At 73.3% G+C, this 22489-nt stretch carries 19 protein-coding genes; 12 read left to right on the top strand and 7 right to left on the bottom strand.

The genetic code is table 11. The features are described 5' to 3' along the window. The first annotated feature begins 83 nt into the window (after positions 1–83). Together IEY30_RS08540 and IEY30_RS08535 are read left to right on the top strand one after the other, a co-directional pair. Positions 84–3320, top strand: coding sequence for an ATP-dependent helicase (locus IEY30_RS08540; RefSeq protein WP_030194613.1), 3237 nt, complete (start codon positions 84–86; stop codon positions 3318–3320). Beyond that, positions 3317–6811, top strand: coding sequence for an ATP-dependent helicase (locus IEY30_RS08535; RefSeq protein ID WP_030194616.1), 3495 nt, complete (start codon positions 3317–3319; stop codon positions 6809–6811). Before IEY30_RS08540 ends, IEY30_RS08535 begins: the two co-directional genes overlap by 4 nt. 195 nt (positions 6812–7006) lie before the next feature. Here IEY30_RS08535 and IEY30_RS08530 read toward each other — a convergent pair whose 3' ends face one another. Then, positions 7007–8551, bottom strand: coding sequence for a phosphotransferase (locus IEY30_RS08530; protein WP_030194624.1), 1545 nt, complete (start codon positions 8549–8551; stop codon positions 7007–7009). Positions 8552–8669: 118 nt separating this feature from the next. Here IEY30_RS08530 and nudC point away from each other — a divergent pair, with 118 nt between their 5' ends. Then, positions 8670–9656, top strand: coding sequence for an NAD(+) diphosphatase (gene nudC / locus IEY30_RS08525; RefSeq protein WP_043416101.1), 987 nt, complete (start codon positions 8670–8672; stop codon positions 9654–9656). Positions 9657–9685: 29 nt separating this feature from the next. Here nudC and IEY30_RS08520 read toward each other — a convergent pair whose 3' ends face one another. After that, the gene (locus tag IEY30_RS08520) at positions 9686–9964 is read right to left on the bottom strand and encodes a mycoredoxin (protein WP_030194628.1); all 279 of its coding nucleotides are present in this window, start codon (positions 9962–9964) and stop codon (positions 9686–9688) included. A 73-nt stretch (positions 9965–10037) separates the two neighbouring features. Between IEY30_RS08520 and ppk2 the strand changes: the two genes are divergently transcribed. From ppk2 to IEY30_RS08495, 6 genes are all read left to right on the top strand, one after another. Next, a complete protein-coding gene (ppk2, locus tag IEY30_RS08515; protein WP_030194630.1) occupies positions 10038–10877 on the top strand; it encodes a polyphosphate kinase 2 in 840 nt (279 codons plus the stop codon). Further along, positions 10874–13024: an ATP-dependent DNA helicase UvrD2 gene (locus tag IEY30_RS08510; RefSeq protein ID WP_030194632.1), complete on the top strand. Its 2151-nt coding sequence runs from the start codon at positions 10874–10876 to the stop codon at positions 13022–13024. The genes ppk2 and IEY30_RS08510 overlap by 4 nt, the downstream gene beginning before the upstream one ends. Before the next feature lie 143 nt (positions 13025–13167). Then, positions 13168–13431, top strand: a complete 264-nt coding sequence (locus tag IEY30_RS08505) for a hypothetical protein (protein ID WP_156035120.1) — start codon at positions 13168–13170, stop codon at positions 13429–13431. Positions 13432–13719: 288 nt separating this feature from the next. After that, the gene (locus IEY30_RS08500) at positions 13720–14007 is read left to right on the top strand and encodes a WhiB family transcriptional regulator (RefSeq protein WP_020143058.1); all 288 of its coding nucleotides are present in this window, start codon (positions 13720–13722) and stop codon (positions 14005–14007) included. Positions 14008–14081: 74 nt separating this feature from the next. Then, positions 14082–14216: a hypothetical protein gene (locus IEY30_RS22125; protein ID WP_268240970.1), complete on the top strand. Its 135-nt coding sequence runs from the start codon at positions 14082–14084 to the stop codon at positions 14214–14216. 194 nt (positions 14217–14410) lie between these two features. Then, entirely contained in the window at positions 14411–14617 is a 207-nt protein-coding gene (locus IEY30_RS08495; protein WP_030194636.1) for a hypothetical protein, read from the top strand. A gap of 53 nt (positions 14618–14670) precedes the next feature. On the opposite strand, the gene IEY30_RS08490 is transcribed toward IEY30_RS08495, so the two are convergent. From IEY30_RS08490 to IEY30_RS08480, 3 genes are all read right to left on the bottom strand, one after another. Continuing rightward, on the bottom strand, positions 14671–16002 hold the full coding sequence (locus tag IEY30_RS08490; protein WP_030194638.1) for an ABC1 kinase family protein: 1332 nt from the start codon (positions 16000–16002) through the stop codon (positions 14671–14673). A gap of 232 nt (positions 16003–16234) precedes the next feature. Then, a complete protein-coding gene (locus tag IEY30_RS08485; protein ID WP_052358337.1) occupies positions 16235–17197 on the bottom strand; it encodes a hypothetical protein in 963 nt (320 codons plus the stop codon). 185 nt (positions 17198–17382) lie between these two features. Next, positions 17383–17544, bottom strand: a complete 162-nt coding sequence (locus tag IEY30_RS08480; protein WP_020143053.1) for a DUF5679 domain-containing protein — start codon at positions 17542–17544, stop codon at positions 17383–17385. Positions 17545–17733: 189 nt separating this feature from the next. On the opposite strand from IEY30_RS08480, the gene IEY30_RS08475 reads away from it, so the two are divergent. Further along, the gene (locus IEY30_RS08475) at positions 17734–18285 is read left to right on the top strand and encodes a M48 metallopeptidase family protein (RefSeq protein WP_052358376.1); all 552 of its coding nucleotides are present in this window, start codon (positions 17734–17736) and stop codon (positions 18283–18285) included. Between the two features lie 73 nt (positions 18286–18358). Here the strand turns inward: IEY30_RS08475 and IEY30_RS08470 are convergent, their stop codons facing one another. Together IEY30_RS08470 and IEY30_RS08465 are read right to left on the bottom strand one after the other, a co-directional pair. Beyond that, positions 18359–18913, bottom strand: coding sequence for an NUDIX hydrolase (locus IEY30_RS08470; protein ID WP_052358338.1), 555 nt, complete (start codon positions 18911–18913; stop codon positions 18359–18361). Further along, positions 18910–20691 (bottom strand): zinc-dependent metalloprotease, encoded by a 1782-nt coding sequence (locus IEY30_RS08465; protein ID WP_052358339.1) that lies wholly within the window; start codon positions 20689–20691, stop codon positions 18910–18912. The genes IEY30_RS08470 and IEY30_RS08465 overlap by 4 nt, the downstream gene beginning before the upstream one ends. A gap of 168 nt (positions 20692–20859) precedes the next feature. Between IEY30_RS08465 and IEY30_RS08460 the strand changes: the two genes are divergently transcribed. Together IEY30_RS08460 and IEY30_RS21855 are read left to right on the top strand one after the other, a co-directional pair. After that, the gene (locus IEY30_RS08460) at positions 20860–21330 is read left to right on the top strand and encodes a molybdenum cofactor biosynthesis protein MoaE (protein ID WP_030194649.1); all 471 of its coding nucleotides are present in this window, start codon (positions 20860–20862) and stop codon (positions 21328–21330) included. 355 nt (positions 21331–21685) lie between these two features. Next, positions 21686–22468, top strand: a complete 783-nt coding sequence (locus tag IEY30_RS21855; protein ID WP_308423751.1) for a YlbL family protein — start codon at positions 21686–21688, stop codon at positions 22466–22468. Positions 22469–22489: the final 21 nt, after the last annotated feature.

The following is a 22489-nucleotide window of genomic DNA, read 5'->3' as shown; positions in this document are numbered from 1 at the left end:
ACCGCGCGTGGGCGCGTGAGGAGGCACACGGCATACGCCATCGGGTCGCGCGCAGTGTCGGTCGGGCGTGATGGAATCCTCCGGTGGTCATCCTCCGTCGAGCTCCAGCCCCCGCCCCGGCGCAGGTGCGGCTCGGCGAGCGGCAGCAGGCCGCGCTCGACTCGAGCGCTCGCGTGCTCCGGGTCCTCGGCGGCCCGGGCACCGGCAAGTCGACCCTCGCCGTCGAGCTCGTCGTCGACGCGGTGCAGCGGCAGGGGCTGCGCGCCGACTCGTGCCTCGTCATCACGTCGAGCCGGAGCGCGGCCGCGGGGCTGCGCCAGCAGGTCACTGCGCGCCTCGGCGGCACGTCGACGGAGTCGCTCGCCCGCACGTGGCAGGCCTTCGGGTTCGGCGTGCTGCGCGCCGAGGCCGCGCTGCGGGGCGACCCACCGCCACGGCTGCTCAACGGCCCTGAGCAGGACGTCATCCTGCGCGACCTCCTCGCAGGGCACGCCTCGGGCGAGGTGGCCGGACCCGCCTGGCCGGAGCAGCTGCGCGAGGCCCTGACGACCCGCGGCTTCCGCAACGAGCTGCGCGACCTGCTCATGCGTGCGGTCGAGCACGGCCTGGGTCCTGACGACCTGGCCGCCCTCGCCGCCGAGCACGACCGGCCCGAGTGGGTGGCTGCCGCCGCCGTCCTGCGCGAGTACGACCAGGTCACCTCGTTCAGCCGGCACGGCTCCTACGACCCCGCCTGGGTGCTGACAGCCGTCGCAGAGCTGCTCGATGACGACCCGTCCGCCCTGGACCGGCTCCACGAGCGCATCCGCCTCGTCGTCGTCGACGACGCCCAGGAGCTCACCTCGGCGGCCGCGCGGCTGCTGCGCGTCGTCGCCCGGCCCGGCGGCCCGCGCGTGGCGCTCGTCGGCGATCCCGACTGTGCGGTCCAGACCTTCCGCGGCGCCGACCCGCGCTTCCTCGCCGACGGATGGACCGACCTCGCCGGCCCCGGGCGCGACCCGCGCTTCGTCGGAGGCCTGTTCGACCTGCTCGACGACGTCGACGACGGCGCGAGCGAGACGGTGGTCCTCGACCGCACCTACCGTCTCGGCGAGGCGATGGCCGGTGTCGCCGACCGCGTGTCCCGACGCATCGGCGCGCTCGGTGGCGGTGAGCAGCGTCGGATGACGCCTGCCACCCACGACCCCTCGCGAGGTGCCGTCGAGGTCGCGCTGCTCCGTTCGGCCGCGCAGGAGACGGCCCACGTCGCAGCGCTGCTGCGCCGCGCCCACCTCGTCGAAGGCGTGCCGTGGACCGACATGGCCGTCGTCGTCCGCGGGTCCGCGCGGGCCGACACGATGCGCCGTCTGCTGGGACAGGCCGGGGTGCCGGTCGAGGCCGGGAGCGCAGAGACCCCGGTTCGCGACGAGAGCGCCGTGCGCCCGCTGCTGCACCTGCTCGAGGAGAGCATCGAGATCGCCCGGGCCGAGCATCGCGGCGAGACGCATGCCATCGACCCGGTGCGGGCCGCCGACCTCGTCCTGTCGCCCGTGGGCGGCTCCGACACGGTGGGCCTGCGCCGCCTGCGTCGCACGTTGCGGCAGGACGAGCTCGCCTCCGGCGGTGGGAGATCCAGCGACGAGCTGCTGGCCGAGCTGCTGCAGTCGGCGCCGCGGGCCCGGCTGCTCGGGTCGACGGCGCGACCTGCCGAGCGCATCGCGACCGCCCTGGCCGCCGGCGCTGCCGCCGCCCGCGTCGGCGACGACGGCCGCTGGGCCCGTGGCGTCACCGCCGAGTCGGTGCTGTGGGCGATCTGGGAGGGCGCAGGGGTCGCCGACGGGTGGCGCCGGCAGGCGCTGTCCGGGGGCACCTCGGGGGAGCGGGCCGACCGTGACCTCGACGCCGTGCTCGCGCTCTTCGACGCCGCGGGCGCCTTCGTGGACCGGCTGCCCACAGCTGGTCCCGACAAGTTCCTCGAGCACATCCAAGGGCAGGACGTGCCGGGCGACACCCTGCTCGTCGGCGGGCAGTCGGGCGGTCGGGTCGCCCTGCTGACCCCGCAGAGCGCTGCCGGGCGGCAGTGGCGCATGGTCGTCGTCGCCGGGGTGCAGGAGGGGGTCTGGCCCGACCTGCGCCTGCGCGGCTCGGTCCTCGGCTCCGAGGACCTCGTCGACGTCGTCGCCCAGCGGCCGTCGGGCTTCCGCGCCGCCCAGGCCGCCGTCCGCTACGACGAGACGCGCCTCTTCCTCGTGGCCGTCACCCGGGCCACCGAGCGCCTGCTCGTCACCGCCGTCGGCAACGAGGACGAGCAGCCATCCGTCTACCTCGACCTCGTCGACCCGCCGGCGACGACGCGCCTCGCGGACGAGGTGCGTCCGCACTCCGAGGTGGCGCGCACCATGACGCTGCCCGGTCTCGTCGGCGAGCTGCGCCGCGAGGCCGTGAGCCCCGACGTGGGCGTGGCGGAGCCGGCGCTCAACCTGCTCGCCGCGGCGGCCCGGGAGGGCGTGCGCGGCGCCGACCCCGCGTCGTGGTGGGCGCTGCGGTCGGTCACGAGCGAGCGACCCGTGCGTCGCCCCGACGAGCCCGTCCCCGTGTCGCCGTCGAAGGTCACCTACTTCGCCGAGTGCGGGCTGCGCTGGTTCCTCACCTCGGTCGGCGGCGAGGGCGTGTCCCTCGGTGCCGCATCGGTCGGGACGTTCGTGCACGACATCGTCGCCGAGCTGCCCGATGCCCCGCGGGCCGAGCTCGTGGACGAGGTCGACGCACGCTGGGGGCGGCTCGGGCTCAAGCCCGGGTGGGTCACCGACCGCACCCACCAGGAGGCGCACGACATGGTGGCCCGGTTCGTGTCCTACCGCGACGGCGCCGAACGCGACTGGGAGCGCGTCGGCATCGAGACCGACTTCCGGGTCGAGGTCGGCAGGGCCGTCGTGGCCGGGCGCGTCGACCGCATCGAGCGCGACACCCAGGGGCGCCTGCGCATCGTCGACCTCAAGACCGGCAAGTCCAAGCCGACCAAGGCCGAGCTCGCCGAGCACGGCCAGCTCGGGGCCTACCAGGTCGCGGTCGAGGAGGGCGGCTTCCCCGCCCTCGGGTCGCGCAGCGCCGGAGCGGCGCTCGTCTTCATCGGCAAGGGCGGCCTGTCCGGGCTCAAGCCGAGCGTGCTGCCGCAGCCGCCGCTCACGAGCAGCGACGACCCGTCGTGGGCGCGCGCGCTCGTCGAGGAGACCGCCGAGGGCATGGGCTCGGCCGAGTTCCGGGCCGCCCAGGGCAAGGCGTGCGAGACGTGTCCGGTCCGCTCGTCGTGCCCCGTCCAGCCGGAGGGCGATGCCCTGTGACGACCGTCGAGGCCACGCCGGCCACCAGCCGCGGCGAGGGCGTGCAGCACGGTGCGCTCGACATCGCGACAGCCCTCGAGATGCCACCGCCCACGGCTGAGCAGGCAGCCGTCATCGAGGCGGGCGCCCGACCGCTGCTCGTGGTCGCCGGCGCTGGTTCGGGCAAGACCGAGACGATGGCCGCGCGCGTCGTCTGGCTCGTCGCCAACGGTCTCGTCGACCCCGACCAGGTGCTCGGCCTCACCTTCACCCGCAAGGCCGCGGCCGAGCTCTCGCAGCGCATCGCCAAGCGACTGCGCGGGCTCGAGCGCGCCGGCATCTGGACGCCACCCGCCGACGACGGCGCGGGCGCCGAGGTGCTCGGCGGCACGCCCACCGTCTCCACCTACCACGCGTATGCCGGTCGCCTCGTCCGCGAGCACGCGCTCCGGGTGGGCATCGAGCCGGAGTTCCGCATCCTCACCGAGGCCGGTGCCTGGCAGCTGGCCGCCGAGGCGGTGTCGCGGTGGGACGGTCCCATGGACGACGTCGTCAAGAGCGAGGCCACCGTCATCCAGGCCGTCATGGCGCTCGCCGGCGAGATGGCCGAGCACGTGCGCACCCCGGCAGAGGTCATGGAGCACCTCGACCTCGTGCTCGCCCGGCTCGACGCGCTGCCCGACGGCGACGGGCGCGGCTCGCTCACGGCCGCTCGCGACGCGATCACGGTGCTGCGCGAGCGGCGCACCGTCCTGCCCATCGTCGAGGCGTTCCTCGCGCTCAAGCGCGAGCGCGAGTCGCTCGACTTCGCCGACCAGATGGCCATCGCGGCACGCCTGACCCGCTCGGTCGAGGCGGTCGGGCAGATCGAGCGGGAGCGCTTCCGTGCCGTGCTGCTCGACGAGTTCCAGGACACCTCCGAGGCCCAGCTCGAGCTGCTGCGCTCGCTCTTCCACCACCCCGGCGTCGCGCTCACCGCAGTGGGCGACCCCAACCAGTCCATCTACGGCTGGCGCGGCGCCAGTGCCACGACGCTGCTGCGATTCCCCTCGGAGTTCGCGAGCGACGCCGGCCCGGCCGACGTCCTGCCGCTGTCGACGAGCTGGCGCAACGACGCCCTCATCCTCGACGCGGCCAACGCCGTCGCAGCGCCGCTCGCCACGGAGCACGTGCAGCCGCTCCGGCCCCGACCTGGCGCGGGCCCCGGATCCATCGAGGTGGCCCGGCTCGAGACCGCCGAGGAGGAGGCCGAGCACGTCGCCGAGTGGATCGCGTCGCACTGGTTCAGCCCCAGTGGTCGACGCACCGGACGCAGCGCAGCCGTGCTCTGCCGTCGACGCTCGACCTTCCCCGTCGTGCTCGAGGCACTGCGCCGACGCGCGCTCCCCGTGGAGGTCGTCGGCCTCGGCGGTCTGCTCGTGACCCCCGAGGTCAGCGACCTCGTCGCCGCCCTCTGGGTCGTGCAGGACCCGACCCGCGGCGACCAGCTGATGCGACTGCTCACGGGGCCCGTGGTGCGGCTGGGTGCCGCCGACCTCGCGGGCCTCTGGGCATGGGCGCGGGAGCTGCACTCCCGCACCTCCCGCGCCGCCCCACCCGGCACACTCGGCACACCCGCTCACGGTCCGGACGCGCCGGAGGCGGCTCAGACCTCCGGGACGACTGCAACACCCGGGACGCCCGGGACGCCCGGAACGCCCGGAACGCCCGGGACGCCCGAGGCGCCGGAGATCGGGGACGCCGCGGCCACCGACCGTCGGGGCTCCGACCTCGCTGCCGACAGCGCCGACACGGCCACCCTCGTCGAGGCCCTCGACGACCTGCCCCGCCCGGGCTGGACCGCGCGCGACGGCGCGCACATCGGCGACGAAGCCCTGGCCCGCCTGCACGGCCTCAGTGAGGTCGTCCGTCGGCTGCGCCGGCTCACGGCCCTGCCGCTCGTCGACCTCGTCGCCGAGGCCGAGATCGCCATCGGACTCGACATCGAGGTGCTCTCCCGACCCGAGCACACCGCCTCGACCGCCCGCGTGCACCTCGACGCCTTCGCCGACGTCGCCGCGCGCTACGCCACGACCGCCGACCGTCCCACGCTCTCGGGCTTCCTCAGCTGGCTCGACGCCGCACGGGACCAGGAGCGCGGTCTCGACGCGGGGCACACCGAGTCCGACGCGGACGCCGTCCAGGTCCTCACCGTCCACGCCGCCAAGGGGCTCGAGTGGGACGTCGTCGCCGTCCCCACCCTCGTCGAGGGAGTCTTTCCCGCCCACGGCGCGACGGCCGTGGCGCCGGTCCCCGACAGCGACCCCACGGCCTACGCCTGCTCCGGCGACGTCAAGGACAAGGGCTGGCTCATCGGGCTCGACTCGCTGCCCTACGACCTGCGTGGTGACCGTGCCGGACTGCCGCACCTCGACTGGCGGGGCGTCCCGGACCGCAAGGCGCTCAGCGCGGCCATCGACGCGTTCGTCCTCGATGGCGGGCACCACGCCGTCGCCGAGGAGCGCCGGCTGGCCTACGTCGCCCTGACCCGAGCGCGTTCCTCGATGCTGCTGACGACGCATCTCTGGGGTGCCGCGAAGAAGACGATGTCGGTCCCGTCGCGGTTCATGACGGAGGTCGAGGACACGCTGCCCTCAGCCGTCGTGCGCACGACCTGGGTCGCCGCGCCCGAGCCCATCGTCGACGACAAGGGCAAGGCCAGCGCACCCACCAACCCGCACCTCGCCGTGCCGATCTCGCAGCTGTGGCCCCACGACCCCATGGGTGCACGTCGCGCCGGACTGCTCGACGCCCATCGCCGCATAGCGGCTCTGGTTGAGGCGGGCCCGACTGTGCCGCAAGGTGATTCACGGGTCAACGACCTGCGCATCCTGCTCGCGGAGCAGGCCGCGCGCCGGTCGCGAGGCGAGCCCGTGGTCGACGTCCCACGTCACCTGTCGGCGTCGGCCGTCGTGTCGCTGGCCCGCGACGCCGAAACCTTCGCGATGTCGCTGCGCCGCCCCATGCCGAGCCCGCCGGCCGTTGCGGCCCGGCAGGGCACCGCGTTCCACGCGTGGATCGAGGAGCACTACTCACGCGCCGCCTTCGTCGACCTGCTCGACCTGCCCGGCAGCGCCGACGAGGGGGCGGCTGACGACGGCGACCTCGACGCCATGAAGGAGCGCTTCCTCGCCAGCGAGTGGGCCGACCGCATCCCCGAGGAGATCGAGCTGTCGATCGAGACGATCATCGACGGTATCGCCGTGCGTGGCCGGGTTGATGCCGTCTTCCCCCGCGACGACGGTGGCTGGACGGTCGTCGACTGGAAGACCGGTGCCCGGCCGACAGGACGCGACGCCTCCGTCCGCGCCCTGCAGCTCGGGGCGTATGCCGTCGCGTTCGCCCGCCTGCGCGGCGTCGACCCGTCGCGCGTCGACGCGGCGTTCTACTACGCGGGGGAGGGCGTCACGGTGCGCCCCGACCTGCCGGGCGAGCGCGTCCTGGCCGACCTGCTGCGCACCCTGCCCGACTAGCCCGGCCCGGCTCCGACACTCCCCGTCGAGTGGCCCCGTCACACCCCACCAGTCGAGTGGCCCCGTCGTCACAACCCTCCGGCCGCTCGGCCGGGAGCCATGGGGCGGGTGGGGTCGCGAGGCCCACTCGAGTGAAGGAGGGTGGGGCCGGCGGGGCGGCGGGGCCACTCGAGTGGTTGAGGGCCGCGGGGTCGGTCAGGCGCGTTCGTGGTGCTGGTGGCCGTGGCCGGTGACGGGGATGAAGTCCGAGGCTCCCTCGTGCAGGTCGAGCACCCCGTCGGCCTGCTCGGGCAGCGCCTCGACCTCGTCGATCTCGAACGGCGACGCGTCGGAGTCGACCGCGACGACGGGCACCGGCTGTGACTCCTCGACCGGCTGCTGGACCGGGTTCTCGACCGGGTTCTGGACCGGCTGCTGGACCGGGTTCTCGAACGCCTGCTGGACCGGGTTCTCGACCGGGTCCGTGCCTTGCGACGTGTCGTCTGCAGTCCCGGCCCAGTCATCCGCCTGGCCGACTCCGAAGCCCTGTGCCGGGGTCGATGGTGCGACGTGGGCGGGGCTGGACGGCGCGGCGGCCGGCTCGCCCGAGGGGGCGGCATACGTCTGGCCATCGTCGAGGACGGACGTCATCGAGATGGCCTGGGTCTCGCCGAGCATCGGAAAGGGCACGTGCGGCTGCGTCGCGTCCCACTCGGGCTCGGGTCGGTCGGGGCGCTCGGGCTGCTCGGGGTCGTCGGGGTCGAGCGCCGCGACCGCACGCTCCCTGGCCCGGCGGGTGCGCTCGGTGCGTTCGGCGTCCTCGGCGGCGTGCCGGCGGTCGTCGGCCTCCACCTGCTCGTCGAGCGAACGCAGCTCGTCGGCGGTGCGCTCGACGACGTCGAGCTGTCCTGCGGCGAGCGCGTGGAGCAGCCGGCGCAGTGGCGCCATCTCGGCGGCGAGCCGGGCCCGGCGCACGAGGTGGCCGTCGGGGCGCTCGATGCGCGATGCGGCATACGCCTCGAGGACCGCATCCAGGGTCGCTGGCGGGGCGGTGCTGGCGAGCTCGGCGAAGTCGTCGGCCGGGTCGGCGACCCGGCTCTCCTCCCACGCCAGGACGCCGCGGACGTGTCCGGACGACGAGTCGTCATCGTCGTCGAAGGAGGCCAGCACGTTCTGCCCGGTGAACGTCCCGTGCACCGGGGTCGGGGCGAAACGCCACAGCGACACGTCCTCGAGCGCGTGCTCCCAGCGCGTCAGCAGACCAGTGGGCACGTGCCCGGTGGCGGCTGCGCGGTCGAGCTCGGAGAGCTGACGTCGGCGGTGGGCCTCGGCGTCGTAGGTCGGGCGCCCGGCCTCCTCGAAGAGCAGGTGCTCGACGTTGTGGATGTGGGCGAGCGTGCGGCCGACCTCGGCGCTCAGGGCGCCGGGCTCGAGCCCGGCGAAGTCGAGCGGACGACCGGGGACCCGCAGGTAGACGGCTGCGCGACCCTCCGGCACGGGTGCGAAGCCGCGCACCATCGGCATCGCCACGTCGAGGCGGCGAGCGAGCAGACCGGAGAGCGAGGAGATGTCGTCGAGCATGGCGCCGGCCGCCGGGGTGCACGGGGCCTTGACGACCCACCGACGGTCCTGGCCGTCCTGCACGTAGGCGATCTCGAAGAGGTCGCCGGGCTCGCCGGACACGCCCTCCACCGCCACCGGGTCGAGGCCCGGCACGGCCGAGCTCGCCAGGGCGGCGAGGAAGAGAGGGCTTCGAGTCACGACACCACCGTAGGTCGCCCGGCGTGTCGATCGTGGGAGGCGACGCCCGGAGGGAGGGGTTCGCGCAGAGGCTCGACACCGGTGGGGCGGGCCGAGCAGGCCACCCTAGGGTGGCCCTGTGGCACCGACCGACACGACCCTGCCCGACCTCGCACTCTCACGCAGCTCGCTCGACCGCGTGGCGCTCGAGCGCCGTCGCCCCGAGGTCCTCACCGAGCTGCTCGACGACCCGCGCACCCGGGTGGCCGAGGTGCGCGGTGACCGGATGCGGGTAGCGGCGGCCGACGACGACGTGCTCCATCTCGTGCTGCGAGCGCCCGAGCCCGAGGACCACACCCGGCTGGGGCTGCACCTCGGACGCGACGGCGAGGGGACGGCATACGTCGGCGTCGTGACGCAGTGGGACGACCCGGAGCCCGGCGGGGACGGCCCCGACCCGGCCGACGACGGCTGGCTCACCCTGCGTCAGGCCGGCGAGGCCCTCGCGACGCGCGACGCGGGCGTCTTCACGACGGCTCTGGCGCTCGCCAACTGGCACGGCACCCACCGCTTCTGCCCGCGTTGCGGCGCCCCGACCCAGCCCACCCAGGCCGGCTGGGTGCGTCGTTGCGAGCGCGAGGGCAGCGAGCACTACCCGCGGACCGACCCGGCCGTCATCATGTCGGTCGTCGACCCGGACGGCCGACTCCTGCTCGGTCGCGGCGCGCACTGGCCCGAGGGGCGCTTCTCGGTGCTCGCCGGCTTCGTCGAGCCCGGGGAGTCGTTCGAGGCCGCGGTCGCGCGCGAGGTCGCCGAGGAGGTCGGGGTCGCGGTCGACGGCGCGCGCTACCTCGGCAACCAGCCGTGGCCGTTCCCTTCGTCCGTCATGATCGGCTTCGAGGCGACGACCCGGCAGACGGAGCTGACAATCGACCCCGTCGAGATGGCCGAGGCGCGTTGGGTGAGCCGTGAGGAGTACCGCGACCTGCTCCGCAGCGGCGCGATCCGCACGCCGAGCGGCATCTCGATAGCCAAGCGGATCATCGAGCACTGGCTCGGCCAGACGGTCGAGTCCGTCATCGAGCCTGGCGACTCCATGAGGCCCGGAACGGCCCGCGCTCTCTGACGAGGCCGTCGGCCGTCGAGCGGCGGTCCTCAGCCGGCGAGGCGGGAGCGCACCTCGGCGAGCGAGGGGTTGGTCGCGGCGGAACCGTCGGGGAAGACGACCGTCGGGACCGTGCGGTTGCCACCGTTGACGTGCTCGACGAAGTCGACGTGCTCGGGGTTGGCCTCGAGGTCGATCTCGGTGAACGGCACGCCCTCGCGGGTCAGCTGGCCCTTGAGGCGCGTGCAGTAGCCGCACCACGTCGTCGTGAACATCGTGATCGAGCCCGCCTCGGGCGTGACCTGGGTGACCTGCGTGGCCTCGGGCATGGAGTTCCTCGTCATCAGCTCGTCGGTGGGGACGGCCGCCACGGACGTCGCCCCTCGGTGCAAGGATGACCCCATGGCCAAGCGAGGTGCAAAACGACCCCGGAAGATGGACCTCCACGTCTACGAGACCGAGGTCCGTCGCCTGCAGGCCGAGCTCGTCGCGTTCCAGGAGTGGGTGCGGGCCACCGGCCAGCGCGTGGTCGTCGTCTTCGAGGGACGCGACGCCGCCGGCAAGGGCTCGGCCATCAAGCGGATCACCGAGTACCTCAGCCCACGCGTCGCCCGCATCGCGGCGCTGCCGGCCCCGACCGACCGCGAGAAGTCGCAGTGGTACTTCCAGCGCTACATCGCCCACCTGCCCGCGGCCGGCGAGATCGTGCTCTTCGACCGGTCCTGGTACAACCGCGCCGGCGTCGAGCGCGTCATGGGCTTCTGCACCGACGAGCAGTACGCCCGCTTCCTCCAGCAGGCGCCGGTCTTCGAGCAGATGCTCGTCGACGACGGCATCATCCTGCGCAAGTACTGGTTCAGCGTCTCCGACGTCGAGCAGGAGCGCCGTTTCCGCTCGCGTGCCAAGGACCCCATGCGCCAGTGGAAGCTCTCGCCGATGGACCTCGAGTCGATCACCCGCTGGGAGGACTACTCCGAGGCCAAGGACATCATGATGGCCGAGACGAGCACCGAGCACGCGCCGTGGCACGTCGTCGAGTCCGAGGACAAGCGACGCTCGCGGGTCAACGTCATGCACCACCTGCTCAGCTCCATCCCGCACGCCGAGGTCGACCCCGACGTGCCCCCGATCCCCAAGCGCCCCGCCCCGCGCGGCTACGAGCGCCCGCCGCAGCACGAGCAGAACTACGTGCCGGACCACGCCGCGAGCGTGCTGGCCACATCGAAGGGTGATCACTCCTGAGCGCAGTCCCCTCCGCACCCTCCGCCGACCAGATCCTCGACGGGCTCGACCCCGAGCAGCGCGAGGTCGCGATGGCCCCGCCGGGGCCGCTGTGCATCCTCGCGGGCGCCGGCACCGGCAAGACGCGTGCCATCACCCACCGCATCGCGTATGCCGTCCACTCGGGTGCGCAGCAGCCGCAGCGCGTGCTGGCGCTGACGTTCACGGCCCGCGCGGCCGGGGAGATGCGCTCGCGCCTGCGCGGGCTCGGCGTGCAGGGCGTGCAGGCCCGCACCTTCCACGCAGCGGCCCTGCGCCAGCTGCACTTCTTCTGGCCGCAGGCGATCGGGGGCGCCGCTCCCGAGGTGATGAGCTACAAGGCGCCGGCCGTCGCGGAGGCCGCCAGCCGGCTGCGCATGCAGTTCGACCGCACGACGGTGCGCGACCTCGCCGCCGAGATCGAGTGGGCCAAGGTCAACCTGCTGACGCCGCAGTCGTATGCCGCCCGCGCCCGTGAGCAGCGTCGTGAGCCCCCGGGTCTCGACCTCACCGCGATGGCACGGCTCTTCGAGGCCTACGAGGACGTCAAGCAGCGTCGCGGGGTCATCGACTTCGAGGACGTCCTGCTCCTCACGGTCGGGATCCTCGACGAGCGCGAGGACATCGCCCGCACCGTGCGCGGGCAGTACCGCCAGTTCGTCGTCGACGAGTACCAGGACGTCAACGACCTCCAGCAGCGGCTGCTCGACCAGTGGCTGGGGGAGCGCAAGGACCTCTGCGTCGTCGGCGACCCCGCCCAGACGATCTACTCCTTCACCGGCGCCAGCCCCCGACACCTCGTCGGCTTCCCCCAGCGCTTCCCCGGCGCGCAGGTCGTGCGACTCGTGCGCAACTACCGCTCGACGCCGCAGATCGTCGGCCTCGCCAACACCATCGTCGCCTCCGGCACCCAGGCCGCGCGCGACGGCGCCGTGCGCCTGCTGGCGCAGTCCGAGCCCGGCCCCGCTCCCGAGCTGACGAGCTACCCCGACGACCCGGCCGAGGCTGCGGCCGTCGCCGAGCGCATCCGCGCCCTCGTGGCCGGCGGCCACCAGGCCGCCGAGATCGCCATCCTCTTCCGCACCAACGCCCAGTCCGAGGCCTTCGAGTCGGCCCTCACCGACGCTGGCGTGCCCTACCTCGTGCGCGGCGGCGACCGGTTCTTCGCGCGCAAGGAGGTCCGTGACGCCGTCCTGCTCCTGCGCGGCGCAGCGCGCAGCGATGACGGTGAGAAGCCCTTGGGTGAGATCACCCGCGACGTCATCACCGGTGCCGGCTGGTCGCACGAGCCGCCGACGGGTGGGGGCGCGACGAGGGAGCGGTGGGAGTCGCTGACCGCCCTCGCCACCCTCGCCGACGACATGGCGTCCGCCGCCCCGGAGGCGCGGTTGCCCGAGCTCGTCGCCGAGCTCGAGCGGCGCGCCGCCGAGCAGCACGCTCCTGCCGTGCAGGGAGTGACACTGGCCAGCCTGCACGCGGCCAAGGGCCTCGAGTGGGACACCGTCTTCCTCGTCGGGGCATCCGACGGCCTCATGCCGATCTCGATGGCGGAGGGTCCCGATGCCATCGAGGAGGAGCGGCGGCTGCTCTACGTCGGGCTGACCCGCGCCCGCAAGCAGCTGTTCCTGTCGTGGTCCGGCGCCCGCACCCCGGGGGCGCGTGCCACCCGGAGGGTCTCGCGCTTCCTGGCGCCGGCGGCCGACATCCTCGGGCAAGGCGCTCGCAGCGAGGCCCGCTCCGGCGGGTCCAAGCGCTCCGCTCCCAAGGTGGCCCGTCTCGCCCACTGCCGCGGCTGCGGCGCCGAGCTGGTCTCCGCGGCCCAGCGCAAGACCGGCCGCTGCGACGACTGTCGTCCCACCTACGACGAGGCGACCTTCGAGCGGCTGCGCACGTGGCGGCTGGCCGTCGCGCGCGAGGCGAGCGTCCCGGCCTTCGTCGTCTTCACCGACGCGACGCTGACCGCGATCGCCGAGAGCTCGCCCTCCGACGAGGGCGCTCTGTCGGTCATCAGCGGCGTGGGGGCCCGCAAGCTCGAGCAGTACGGCAGCGACATCCTGGCGATCCTCGGCGGCGCAGACCCGGAAGAACTCATCGAAAGCCGTTCTGCCGCAAAGGAATCCGCCGAATAGGGCGCATCCGCAAAAATAAGTTCCGAAAACTTCGTTAAATCAGTTGTTCGCCCGCGAGGCGCACGCGTACCCTTGACGAAGTCAAGCCCAGTGGTCTCGGTGGCCAGCTGGGGCCCGTGAGCAGAAGTGAGGAGGTCGGCCTGATGGACAACACCACGATGACGATGCACGCAGTCTCCTGCGTCCTTTCCGTGCGTCTGCGGCCGACCACCGGCGATGTCCGCCTGGCGGCCACGCGCGCTCCGGAGCAGGGGACCACTGTGTCCATCGCCGCCCTCATGGGCAGCCGCGTCGCTGACTTCCGCGCCCCGATCCAGGGAGACGTCTCGGTCGCCGACCTCACGTTCGCCCCCTCCTGCAAGACCATCGATGTCGTTCGCTCCCGTTCTGGGAGGCCCCCGGTCTGACCAGACCCGAAGCCTCACCTCCAGGCCGCGAACCCGACATCACCGGGTCCGCGGCCTTCGTGTTTCTCCGGGGAAGTCTCCCGGTCGAATGCCGCTCCACACCGCACCACCGACACCGCCAGATGAGCACCCCACCGGGTGCCTGACAGATCAGGGACACACATGACTCCCCGGATGCCGAGCAGCAGGACCGAGACGCGCACCACCGGTGCCGGTCTTCGAGCCAAACCAGACACGAGTGAGCAGGAGCGCCCCCGCACAGGCGCTCCGGAGACGGAGGTGAGAACGATGCAGCTGAGCGAGTTGATCGACATGAGGACCGAGGCGGAGCAGGTCGGCGAGACCATTCCGTGCCGCGACTACGACGCGGAGCTCTGGTTCGCCGAGCGACCCGAGGACGTCGAGTTCGCCAAGACGCTCTGCGGGCTCTGCCCCGCACGCGTCCAGTGCCTCGCCGGCGCCCTCGAGCGCCAGGAGCCGTGGGGGGTCTGGGGCGGGCAGCTGCTCGTCCAGGGCGCCATCGTGGCTCGCAAGCGGCCCCGGGGCCGGCCGCGCAAGCACCCCGTGGCTGCCTGAGCACGCGTGACCACGCATGACCCAGACGCCAACGGCCAACAACACCAACCTTTTTCACAGACCAGGAGATCGTCATGAACCAGCTCGAGATGCTGGCTCGCGAGCGCATCAACCAGCACAGTCAGCGCCACGAGCGCCGCGGCGTCCGCCGCAGCGCCCGGCTGATCGCACTGGAGATCCGCGCCAGTCGACGCCACAAAGAGAAGTGATCGACCGCGCCACGAGGCGCGCTGCAGGACAACTGAATCGAGTGAGCGAGCCGCGGGTGACGCGCACGTCACCCGCGGTTCCTCATGTCCGGGGCCGGACGCTCCGGGCCTGACCCGGCCGCGCGCCCGACCGCGTGGCGCCACGCCCCGTCCGGCCCGAGGCGGATACTCGATGCAGGAGAAGGGAGACGCCCATGGACACTCCTACAGACGTGTCGCCCCACGAGCAGCAGCTCGTCTGCTCCAGCTGCGGGGCGACCCCACCGGTCGAGGAGCAGGCTGCGGCCCGGCTCACGTGGAGTCGAGGCTCCGAGGGTGGTCGCACGACCTGGACGTGCGAGCGGTGCAGCCGCGAGAACCTCCGCTCGATCGAGGGCAAGCTCGACCCCGCCTGGTGGTGACGGGTCCGGCCCCCTCCGGCCCCCTCCGGCGAGACAGGCGGAAGGTCGGTCGGTCAGTCGTTCGAGTCGACCGGCGGGAGCTCCGCACCGGGAAGCAGCTCGTCGACGATGGCCCGGCCGTGGACCGTGCCCCCGAGCTGGCTGAGCACGCCGATGCCCCCACCCCACACGCGGTGGATCAGGAGGTACTCCGGCGGGAGGTTGAGCTTGTACGCGACGGCGTAGTTGGGCTGCCGGGGGTCGTTGATGTGGGCGAAGACGCCTCGCAGCCAGTCCCTGCTGAAGGTGAACGTGTCGGTGCGGAACGGCGCCATGAACGGCTCGAGGTAGTCGAGCAGGCGCTGCGGGTCGAGCTCGATGCGCTCCTTGACGAAGCCGATCTCGCGCAGTCCCTCGAGCACGTCCTCGGCGCTGCCCTCGAGCCCGGTGGTCAACAAGGGCCCGATCTCGGGCGGCATTCCGTCGGGGAGCCGGTTGACGGCGCCGAAGTCGATGACGCCGAGGCGCCCGTCGGGGGTGATCCGGAAGTTGCCGGGGTGCGGGTCGGCGTGGAGCAGCCCGGCGCGGGCCGGACCGGCGAGGAGGAAGCGCAGGTAGAGCTGTGAGGCGGTATCTCGCTGCTCCTGCGTCCCCTCGGCGATGATCCGCGAGAGCGGCAGCCCGTCGAGCCACTCGGACACGATGACGTGCTCGCGGCCCTCCACGACGCGCGGCACGGCGAAGTCGGGGTCGTCCTCGAACGCTGCGGCGAAGGTCGCCTGTGACTCGGCCTCGAGGCGGTAGTCGAGCTCCTCGGCCATCCGGTCGCGCAGCTCGTCGAGGATCGGGCCGAGCTCGATGCCGGGCACCCAGCCTGCCGCGACCTTGGCGACCCGGCTGATCTGGCGGATGTCGCTCATGAGCGCGGCGCCGGCGCCGGGGTACTGGATCTTCACCGCGACGTCGCGGCCGTCCTTCCAGACGGCGCGGTGCACCTGGCCGATCGAGGCCGATGCCACCGGGTGGTCGTCGAACGAGGTGAACTTGCTGCGCCACCTCGTGCCGAGGTCGGCGCGGAGCACGCCGTGCACCGAGCTCGTCGGCATCGGCGGGGCGCTGTCCTGCAGCTTGGTCAGCGTCGCGCGGTAGTGGACGGCGAGGTCCTCCGGCAGGGCTGCCTCGAAGATCGACAGGGCCTGCCCGAACTTCATCGCGCCGCCCTTGAGCTCACCGAGCACCTGGAAGAGCTGCTGCGCGGTGCGGGCCTGCAGCTCGGCGGCGACCATCTCGGCCGGCCGGCCGCCGAGGCGCTTGCCGAGACCGAGGGCGGTGCGCCCGGCGAAGCCGAGCGGCACCGAGGCGAGCTTGGCCGAACGCACGACGGCCTTGCGGGGCAGGTCGGTCACCTCGCACCTCCTCGGGCGTCATCTGCAGTCTCGGGCGTAGTGGGCGGACGCGGGCGCCGTGTCCCTCGCCGCGACGGGTCAGCGTCGTCGGCGGCGGTTCGGCGCCCCACCCTCGACTCTATGTGTACCCGCTCGCGCAGGCGCACCTGGCGCACGCTTCTGTCCAGCCTTGGCCAGCAGGCCCGGCGCCGGCCACGGCGCGCCAGCGCGAGCAGCGGGGCCACAGGGCAGGTCAGGCGCCTCGCTGCAGCGGTCCGCTGAGGCCTGCACCGGAGAGGTCGCTCGCGTCGGGGGCGCCGGCCGCCGTGGAGCGAGGACGGTGCTCGGCGCAGAGCGGGTGCGTCGGCCAGCGGCGATGGTCCATCCGCGGCCACGGCAGGCTCACCTCGACCGAGACCCCGGGCGGCGGCGGGTGTCCTTCGAGGAGCCCCGTGACGAGGAGCGTGACGGTGCCGACGACGAGGTGCGACAGGCCGGGGCTCAAGGCGTCGTGCCGGCCCTCCGGTGGGGCAGCGAGGGCGAGGGCGCGAGCGGGCGTTGCCTGGCTCATCACGGCCGGCCACGCCTCGTCGCGGTCGGCCCGGTGGCGTTCGAGGCACCAGAGGCACGGAGCGGTAGGGGAGTCGTCCACGAGCGGGCCGACGACGGTGCGCGGTCCGGCCGGGGCCACGGGCAGGTGTGGCACGCCGTGTCGGCGCCACAGCTCTCCTCGCCGGGGGTCGACGACCGGCGAGCCGACGAGGACGACGAGGTCGGGTCGTGGACGCAGCGGGGAGGCGACGGCCCGGTCGACGGCGGCGCGGCCGTGCACGACCGTCGCGCCCGTGCGCGCCAGGGCGCCCGCGATGCCGGAGGCGACGTCGCCGCACCCGTCGACGACGACGCGTCCCCGCGCCACTTCCTGACGGGGCCGGTCGGCGGGCGCGCGGTCGATGAGCAGGCCCAGCTCGCTCGTCAGCTCGAGCAGGGCGCGCCACCGGCCCGGGAGCACGCCCGCCTCGGCTGCGACACGGTCGGTCGACGCGAGAGGCAGGGCACCGTCGAGGCCCGTCAGCAGACCGACCTCGACGTCGGTGACGCCCGTGACGACGGGACCACCGGGCAGCACCCCGAACTGCACCTCGCCGGGTCGGCGGGTCAGCGGTCGCAGCCAGGTGGGCAGGCGTGGATGGGACGGCACGGCAGCAGCGGACATCGGACCTCCAGACCCGGTGGCCCCACCAGCGGTCGCCACCCTCGTCCGTCAGGCTCGCAGCCGCCCCGGTGGGCGCGCGGGCGTCGTCCACAGCCCGTCCCGCCGCCCCGGGTACGCGCGAGGGGGCGGGACCGTGTGGTCCCGCCCCCTCGATCTGCGGCGTCAGCGACGCCGCCGCGACCTGGTCAGGCCTTGCCCAGAATGCGGTTGAGGTTGGTACCGCAGACGGGGCACTGTCCCTTGGCCATGCGGCGACCGTTGTCAGAAACGACAACCTTGCCCTCGGCCTCGCGCTTCTCCTTGCACTTCACGCAGTAGAACTCGCCCTTGTAGGTCTCGTCAGCCATTGATGTCTCCTTGTAGACGGCACCCATCCGACGGGTGCCTCGACTCGTTCAACCCTAGAGCACGCTGAGCACGAAATCATGCTCATCCCCGCTTGGCGCGCCCGTGCGGGATGCGGTATGACGCGCGAGCGTGGCCGTGTCGGGGCCACGCTCCGGTGCGTTGTCCCCACCCTGACCTACCCTGCCCTCATGGCGACGGTGGGACGCGAGGTGGTGCACACGGTGGTCGACGGCGTGACCGTCGAGGTCCGCCGCAGCGCCAAGCGTCGCCGCACCGTCTCGGCCTACCGCCAGGAGGGGCGCCTCGTCGTCCTCGTCCCCGCGCGGATGAGTCGCGCCGAGGAGGGGGAGTGGGTGCGCACCATGGTGGCTCGCGTCGCCGCCTCCGAGCAGCGCCGCCAGCGCAGCGACGGCGACCTCGAGCAGCGCGCACTCGAGCTGTCGCGCGAGCACCTCGGTGGCCGGGCCGTTCCCGCGAGCGTGCGATGGGTGTCCAACCAGAACTCCCGGTGGGGGTCGTGCACACCGGCTGAGGGCTCGATTCGCTTGTCCGACAAGCTCCGTGGCATGCCGGGCTGGGTCGTCGACTACGTCCTGCTGCACGAGCTGGCGCACCTGCTGCAGCCCGGTCACGGGCCGGACTTCTGGGAGCTGCTGGGTGGCTACCCCCGCCTCGAGCGGGCCCGCGGCTACCTCCAGGGCGTCTCGGCCGCCGCGGGACTCGACCTCAGCGACGAGTGAGCACTCCCGCACGCCGCACGTGACGGCATACGCGGTCGTATGCCGTCGCGCCACGTCGCGTGGACGTGCGCGGTCAGCGGTGCAGCAGCCGCAGGCCGGCGTCGACGAGCGGGCGCAGCTCGTCGCGGGTGCCGTCCGGCAGGGCGTGCACCGGCCACCACCGGACGTCGATCGACTCGGTGCTCACGGCCGACTCGGTGGCGTGTGACGTGACGGCCGCGAAGCGGATGTCGAGGTGCTCGCGACACCGGCCGAAATCACCGTCCAGCATGTGGCGGTCGAGCTGGACGATCTCCGGAAGGGCCGAGATGTCCGCTATGCCGGACTCCTCACGCGCCTCACGCGTCGCCGCGTGCCACACCGAGTGGTCGTCCGGCTCGAAGTGACCCCCGAACTGGAACCACTCGCGCGCCCGGCGGTGCAGCGTGAGCAGTGCCGACCCGCCGTCCTCGTCGAGCACGATGACGCTGCCGGTCAGGTGTGCTGGCGGGCCGGACTTGCTCATGGCGTCGGGATGCGTGCGCAGGTGGGTCAGGAAGTCGAGCCGCAGGCGTTCCTGCCGCTCGTCAGGCGCCTGCCACGTCTCCAGACGGTGCACGGCGTCGTCGTGCAGCCGGAACCACGTCACCGTGCGGGACCGCCGTCGGTGTCGGTGTCGGTGTCCGTGCCGCGCTCACGGTCGGCCTCCTCGAGGATGCCCTGCAGCACCGAGTCGAGGTCGGCGCCGAGACCGGACCCCTCGGCGTCGAGGCCGTCGGTGATCCCCTCCGCGGACGAGCCGCCGCCGGTGGCGCGCTCGACGAAACCGATCGGGTCGTCGAGGTCGGCCGAGGTCGGAGCGAGGTCGGGGTGGGCCCAGCGACCGTCGCGCAGGCCGGTCCCGCCGGCGCTCTCGAGCGCGGCCCACAGGTTCGCGGCGTCGCGCAGGCGGCGGGGACGCAGCTCCAGCCCCACGAGGCCGGCGAAGGTCTTCTGCGCCGCGCCACCGACCCGACGGCGGCGGATCGTCTCGGCCAGGGCCGCCGACTGCGGCAGGTGCCGGGCGGTCGTGCGGTCGGTGACGTGGTCGACCCAGCCCTCCGCGAGGGCGAGGAGGGTCTCGAGACGGTCGAGCGCCGCACGCTGGGCCGAGGTCGGCTGCGGGCGGAAGAGGTTGCCCTGCAGGGCCGAGCGCATCGCCTCGGGGTCGGACGGGTCGATCGTCGACAGCGCGGACTCGATGGCCTCGGTGTCGATGGTGATGTTGCGGGCGTAGTCGGACACGGCCGAGAGCAGCTGAGGGCCGAGCCACGGCACCTCGGAGAAGAGCCGGACGCGTGCCGCCTCGCGCACCGCGAGGTAGAGGCGGACCTGTGCCACGTCGATCTCGAGCGACTCGGCCAGCTCCGCGACGTTGCCGGGCAGCAGGGCGACGACGCCGGGCTCGGTGAGCGGCAGGCCGACCTCGGTCCCGCTCACCACCTCCGTCGCGAGCGTGCCGACGGCCTGGCCGAGCTGGGCGGAGAACATCTGGCGGCTGAGGTTGCCGAGCATGGGCGCCCACTGCTCGACCATCTGCCGCGGGTCGAAGCCCTCGGGCAGGCCCTCGGGCAGCGCGTCGCCGAACGCGTCGGGGCCGAGCTCGCCGATCTGCTTGCGCATGGCCGCGGACGTCGCGGCCGTCACGCCGTCGGAGACGGGCTCGATGAGCTCGAACCATCGCGGCATCGTCGCCTCGACCCACTCGGCGCGGCTCAGGCCGGTCGCGCGCCAGGCGGGGGAGGCGAGCGTCGTCTGCTCGTCGAGCCACAGGGTGGCCACGGCGACCGCGTCGGCGACGGCGCGAGCCGCCGCGTCGTCGTGCACGTCGTTGCCCTGGGCCGTCATCACGTGACGTCGGGCGACCTCGGTGGCGAGGTCGCGCGAGCCGGTCGGCGACTCCTGGGCCGCCATGAAGGTGCCGAGCTGGGCCCGCATCGCGGCCTGCGTCGCGGGGTCCGTGGGATCGACGCCCATGCTCTTCATGACCTCGGCGAGCTCGGGGTTGTCGGCGGCCTCGCCGAGCACCTTCTCGAGCATCGCGCCGAGGTCGGAGGGGTCGACGTCTCCGAGGTCCGGCAGCCCCGGGAAGCCGCCACCACCGGCGCCACCGGCGAAGCCACCCGCGCCGAAGCCGGCCGGTCCGGTCCCGCTGCCGGGCGACCCGCCGCCGGGACGGCCCAGGGGCAGGCCGAACGGCGACTCGCCGCGGGGGACGTCACCGAGTCCTTCACCCTGCTCGTCACCGGGCTCGTCACCGGGCTCGTCACCGGGGACGTCAGCCGGCACGTCTCTGGGCTCCTGACCGGCCGGCTCGCCGGGCTCGGTGCCGGGCTCGTCGTCCTTGTCGCTGTGGTTGTCGTCACCGCGTCCACGGTCGTCGGCCATGCCTGCTCATCCCCACTCGAAATCACGGATCTGCTGCGACCGTCCGGCCGCACATTCAAGACAACCACGGATCGACTCCGTTGGTTCCCGGTTGCTCCCCCGTCGGTCTGCGGTCGGGCGGCAGCAGCGCGACGGGACGGCACGCGGGCGTCGGCGACGCGGCATACCATGGCGGGCGTGACGGTCACCCTTGCCGAGATCCGTGAGACACCTCTGTCTGTCGACGAGGTGCTCGCGAGCGTCTCCTCGCCCCGAGCCGGTGGGGTGTGCCTCTTCGTCGGCACGGTCCGCGACCACGACGGGCCCGCCCACGGCACGCGCGGCGACGACCGCGACGCCTCCGCCGACGCGGCGGTGGCCGCCCTCGACTACTCCGCGCACCCCCAGGCCGCCGAGACGGCCCGGGCGCTCGCCGAGCGACTCGCCGCCGACGGCCGAGCCGTGCAGATCGCCGTCGTGCACCGCGTCGGACACCTCGAGATCGGCGACATCGCCGTCGTCGTCGGCGTCAGCGCCGAGCACCGCGGCGAGGCGTTCGACGTCTGCCGCGAGCTCATCGACGAGTTCAAGGCCACCGTCCCGATCTGGAAGCACCAGCAGTTCGCCGACGGCGCCGACGAGTGGGTCGGGCTGCCGTGAGGACGATCAAGCGCGTGCCGGAGCAGCCCGCCGGCACCGAGCTGCCGACGCGCGCCGACGTGCTCGAGGGGGAGGGCCGTGGGCGCCTGACCCGTGGCAACAAGGCCGTCCTCGCCGCCTTCTTCGCCTTCCTCGTCATCATGGTGATCGGCTCGGTCGTGCACCTGCCGTACGCCGTCATGAGTCCCGGCCCGACGCAGGACACCCTCGGCACGTCGGCCGACGGCAAGCGCACGCCGATCATCTCGATCTCCGGTCTGCCGACCTACCCGACCGACGGCGCCCTGCGCTTCACGACGGTCCGGGTCGAGGGCGGCCCCGGCTACCCCGTCGACGCGTGGGACATCCTCCAGGCGTGGATCGACCCGGGGCGCGACGTCCTGCCGGTCGACGACGTCTTCGACCCGCAGGTGACGCAGGAGAGCAGGTCGCCGAGGAGAACGCCATCCAGATGGAGGGCTCGCAGGAGGAGGCCACCGCGGTCGCGCTCCGGGCGATCGGCAAGGACGTGCCGACCCACGTCGCGATCGCCGGCATCACCGAGTCGTCCAAGGCCAAGGGCCTGCTCGTGGTGGGCGACCGTCTCGAGAGCATCGGCGGCGAGCCGATCACCACGACCCAGGCCGTGCGTGACGTGCTCCAGAAGACCAAGCCCGGTCAGTCCGTCTCGATGACCGTCACCCGCAAGGGCAAGGAGCAGACGGTCGACGTGCCGACCATCGCCGGGCAGGGTGGGCGCACCGCCCTCGGCGTCCTCCTCGGGCTAGACCACGACTTCCCGGCCAAGGTCACCATCGACGCCGGCGCCATCGGGGGACCGTCCGCGGGCCTGATGTTCTCGCTCGGCATCTACGACAAGCTGACGCCCGGGCCGCTGGCGGGCGGCCGCCAGATCGCCGGGACCGGCACCATCGACGACCAGGGCGACGTCGGGCCGATCGGCGGCATCCGCCAGAAGCTCGCCGGTGCTCGCTCCGACGGGGCCGAGTACTTCCTCGCCCCGGCCGGCAACTGCGACGAGGTGGTCGGGCACGTGCCCGACCACCTCGACGTCTTCAAGGTCGGCACGTTCGACGAGGGCCGCGCGGCCGTCGAGGCGATCGCTAAGGGCCAGACGGGCTCGCTGCCGCGCTGCTGAGGAGCCGCTGCTGACGAGCTG

Origin of the sequence: Terrabacter tumescens (genome assembly GCF_014646815.1) — a bacterium.
In the GTDB taxonomy this organism is placed as follows: Bacteria; Actinomycetota; Actinomycetes; order Actinomycetales; family Dermatophilaceae; genus Terrabacter; species Terrabacter tumescens.
This window is presented reverse-complemented; position numbering and strand designations above follow the sequence as displayed.

Excerpts from the sequence above, each read along its gene's own strand:
- IEY30_RS08520 (WP_030194628.1), bottom strand. The coding sequence starts at position 9,964 with ATGCCCGAGGCCACGCAGGTCACCCAGGTCACGCCCGAGGCGGGCTCG.
- ppk2 (WP_030194630.1), top strand. The coding sequence starts at position 10,038 with ATGGCCAAGCGAGGTGCAAAACGACCCCGGAAGATGGACCTCCACGTC.
- IEY30_RS08505 (WP_156035120.1), top strand. The coding sequence starts at position 13,168 with ATGGACAACACCACGATGACGATGCACGCAGTCTCCTGCGTCCTTTCC.
- IEY30_RS08500 (WP_020143058.1), top strand. The coding sequence starts at position 13,720 with ATGCAGCTGAGCGAGTTGATCGACATGAGGACCGAGGCGGAGCAGGTC.
- IEY30_RS22125 (WP_268240970.1), top strand. The coding sequence starts at position 14,082 with ATGAACCAGCTCGAGATGCTGGCTCGCGAGCGCATCAACCAGCACAGT.
- IEY30_RS08495 (WP_030194636.1), top strand. The coding sequence starts at position 14,411 with ATGGACACTCCTACAGACGTGTCGCCCCACGAGCAGCAGCTCGTCTGC.
- IEY30_RS08485 (WP_052358337.1), bottom strand. The coding sequence starts at position 17,197 with ATGTCCGCTGCTGCCGTGCCGTCCCATCCACGCCTGCCCACCTGGCTG.
- IEY30_RS08480 (WP_020143053.1), bottom strand. The coding sequence starts at position 17,544 with ATGGCTGACGAGACCTACAAGGGCGAGTTCTACTGCGTGAAGTGCAAG.
- IEY30_RS08475 (WP_052358376.1), top strand. The coding sequence starts at position 17,734 with ATGGCGACGGTGGGACGCGAGGTGGTGCACACGGTGGTCGACGGCGTG.
- IEY30_RS08465 (WP_052358339.1), bottom strand. The coding sequence starts at position 20,691 with ATGGCCGACGACCGTGGACGCGGTGACGACAACCACAGCGACAAGGAC.
- IEY30_RS08460 (WP_030194649.1), top strand. The coding sequence starts at position 20,860 with ATGGCGGGCGTGACGGTCACCCTTGCCGAGATCCGTGAGACACCTCTG.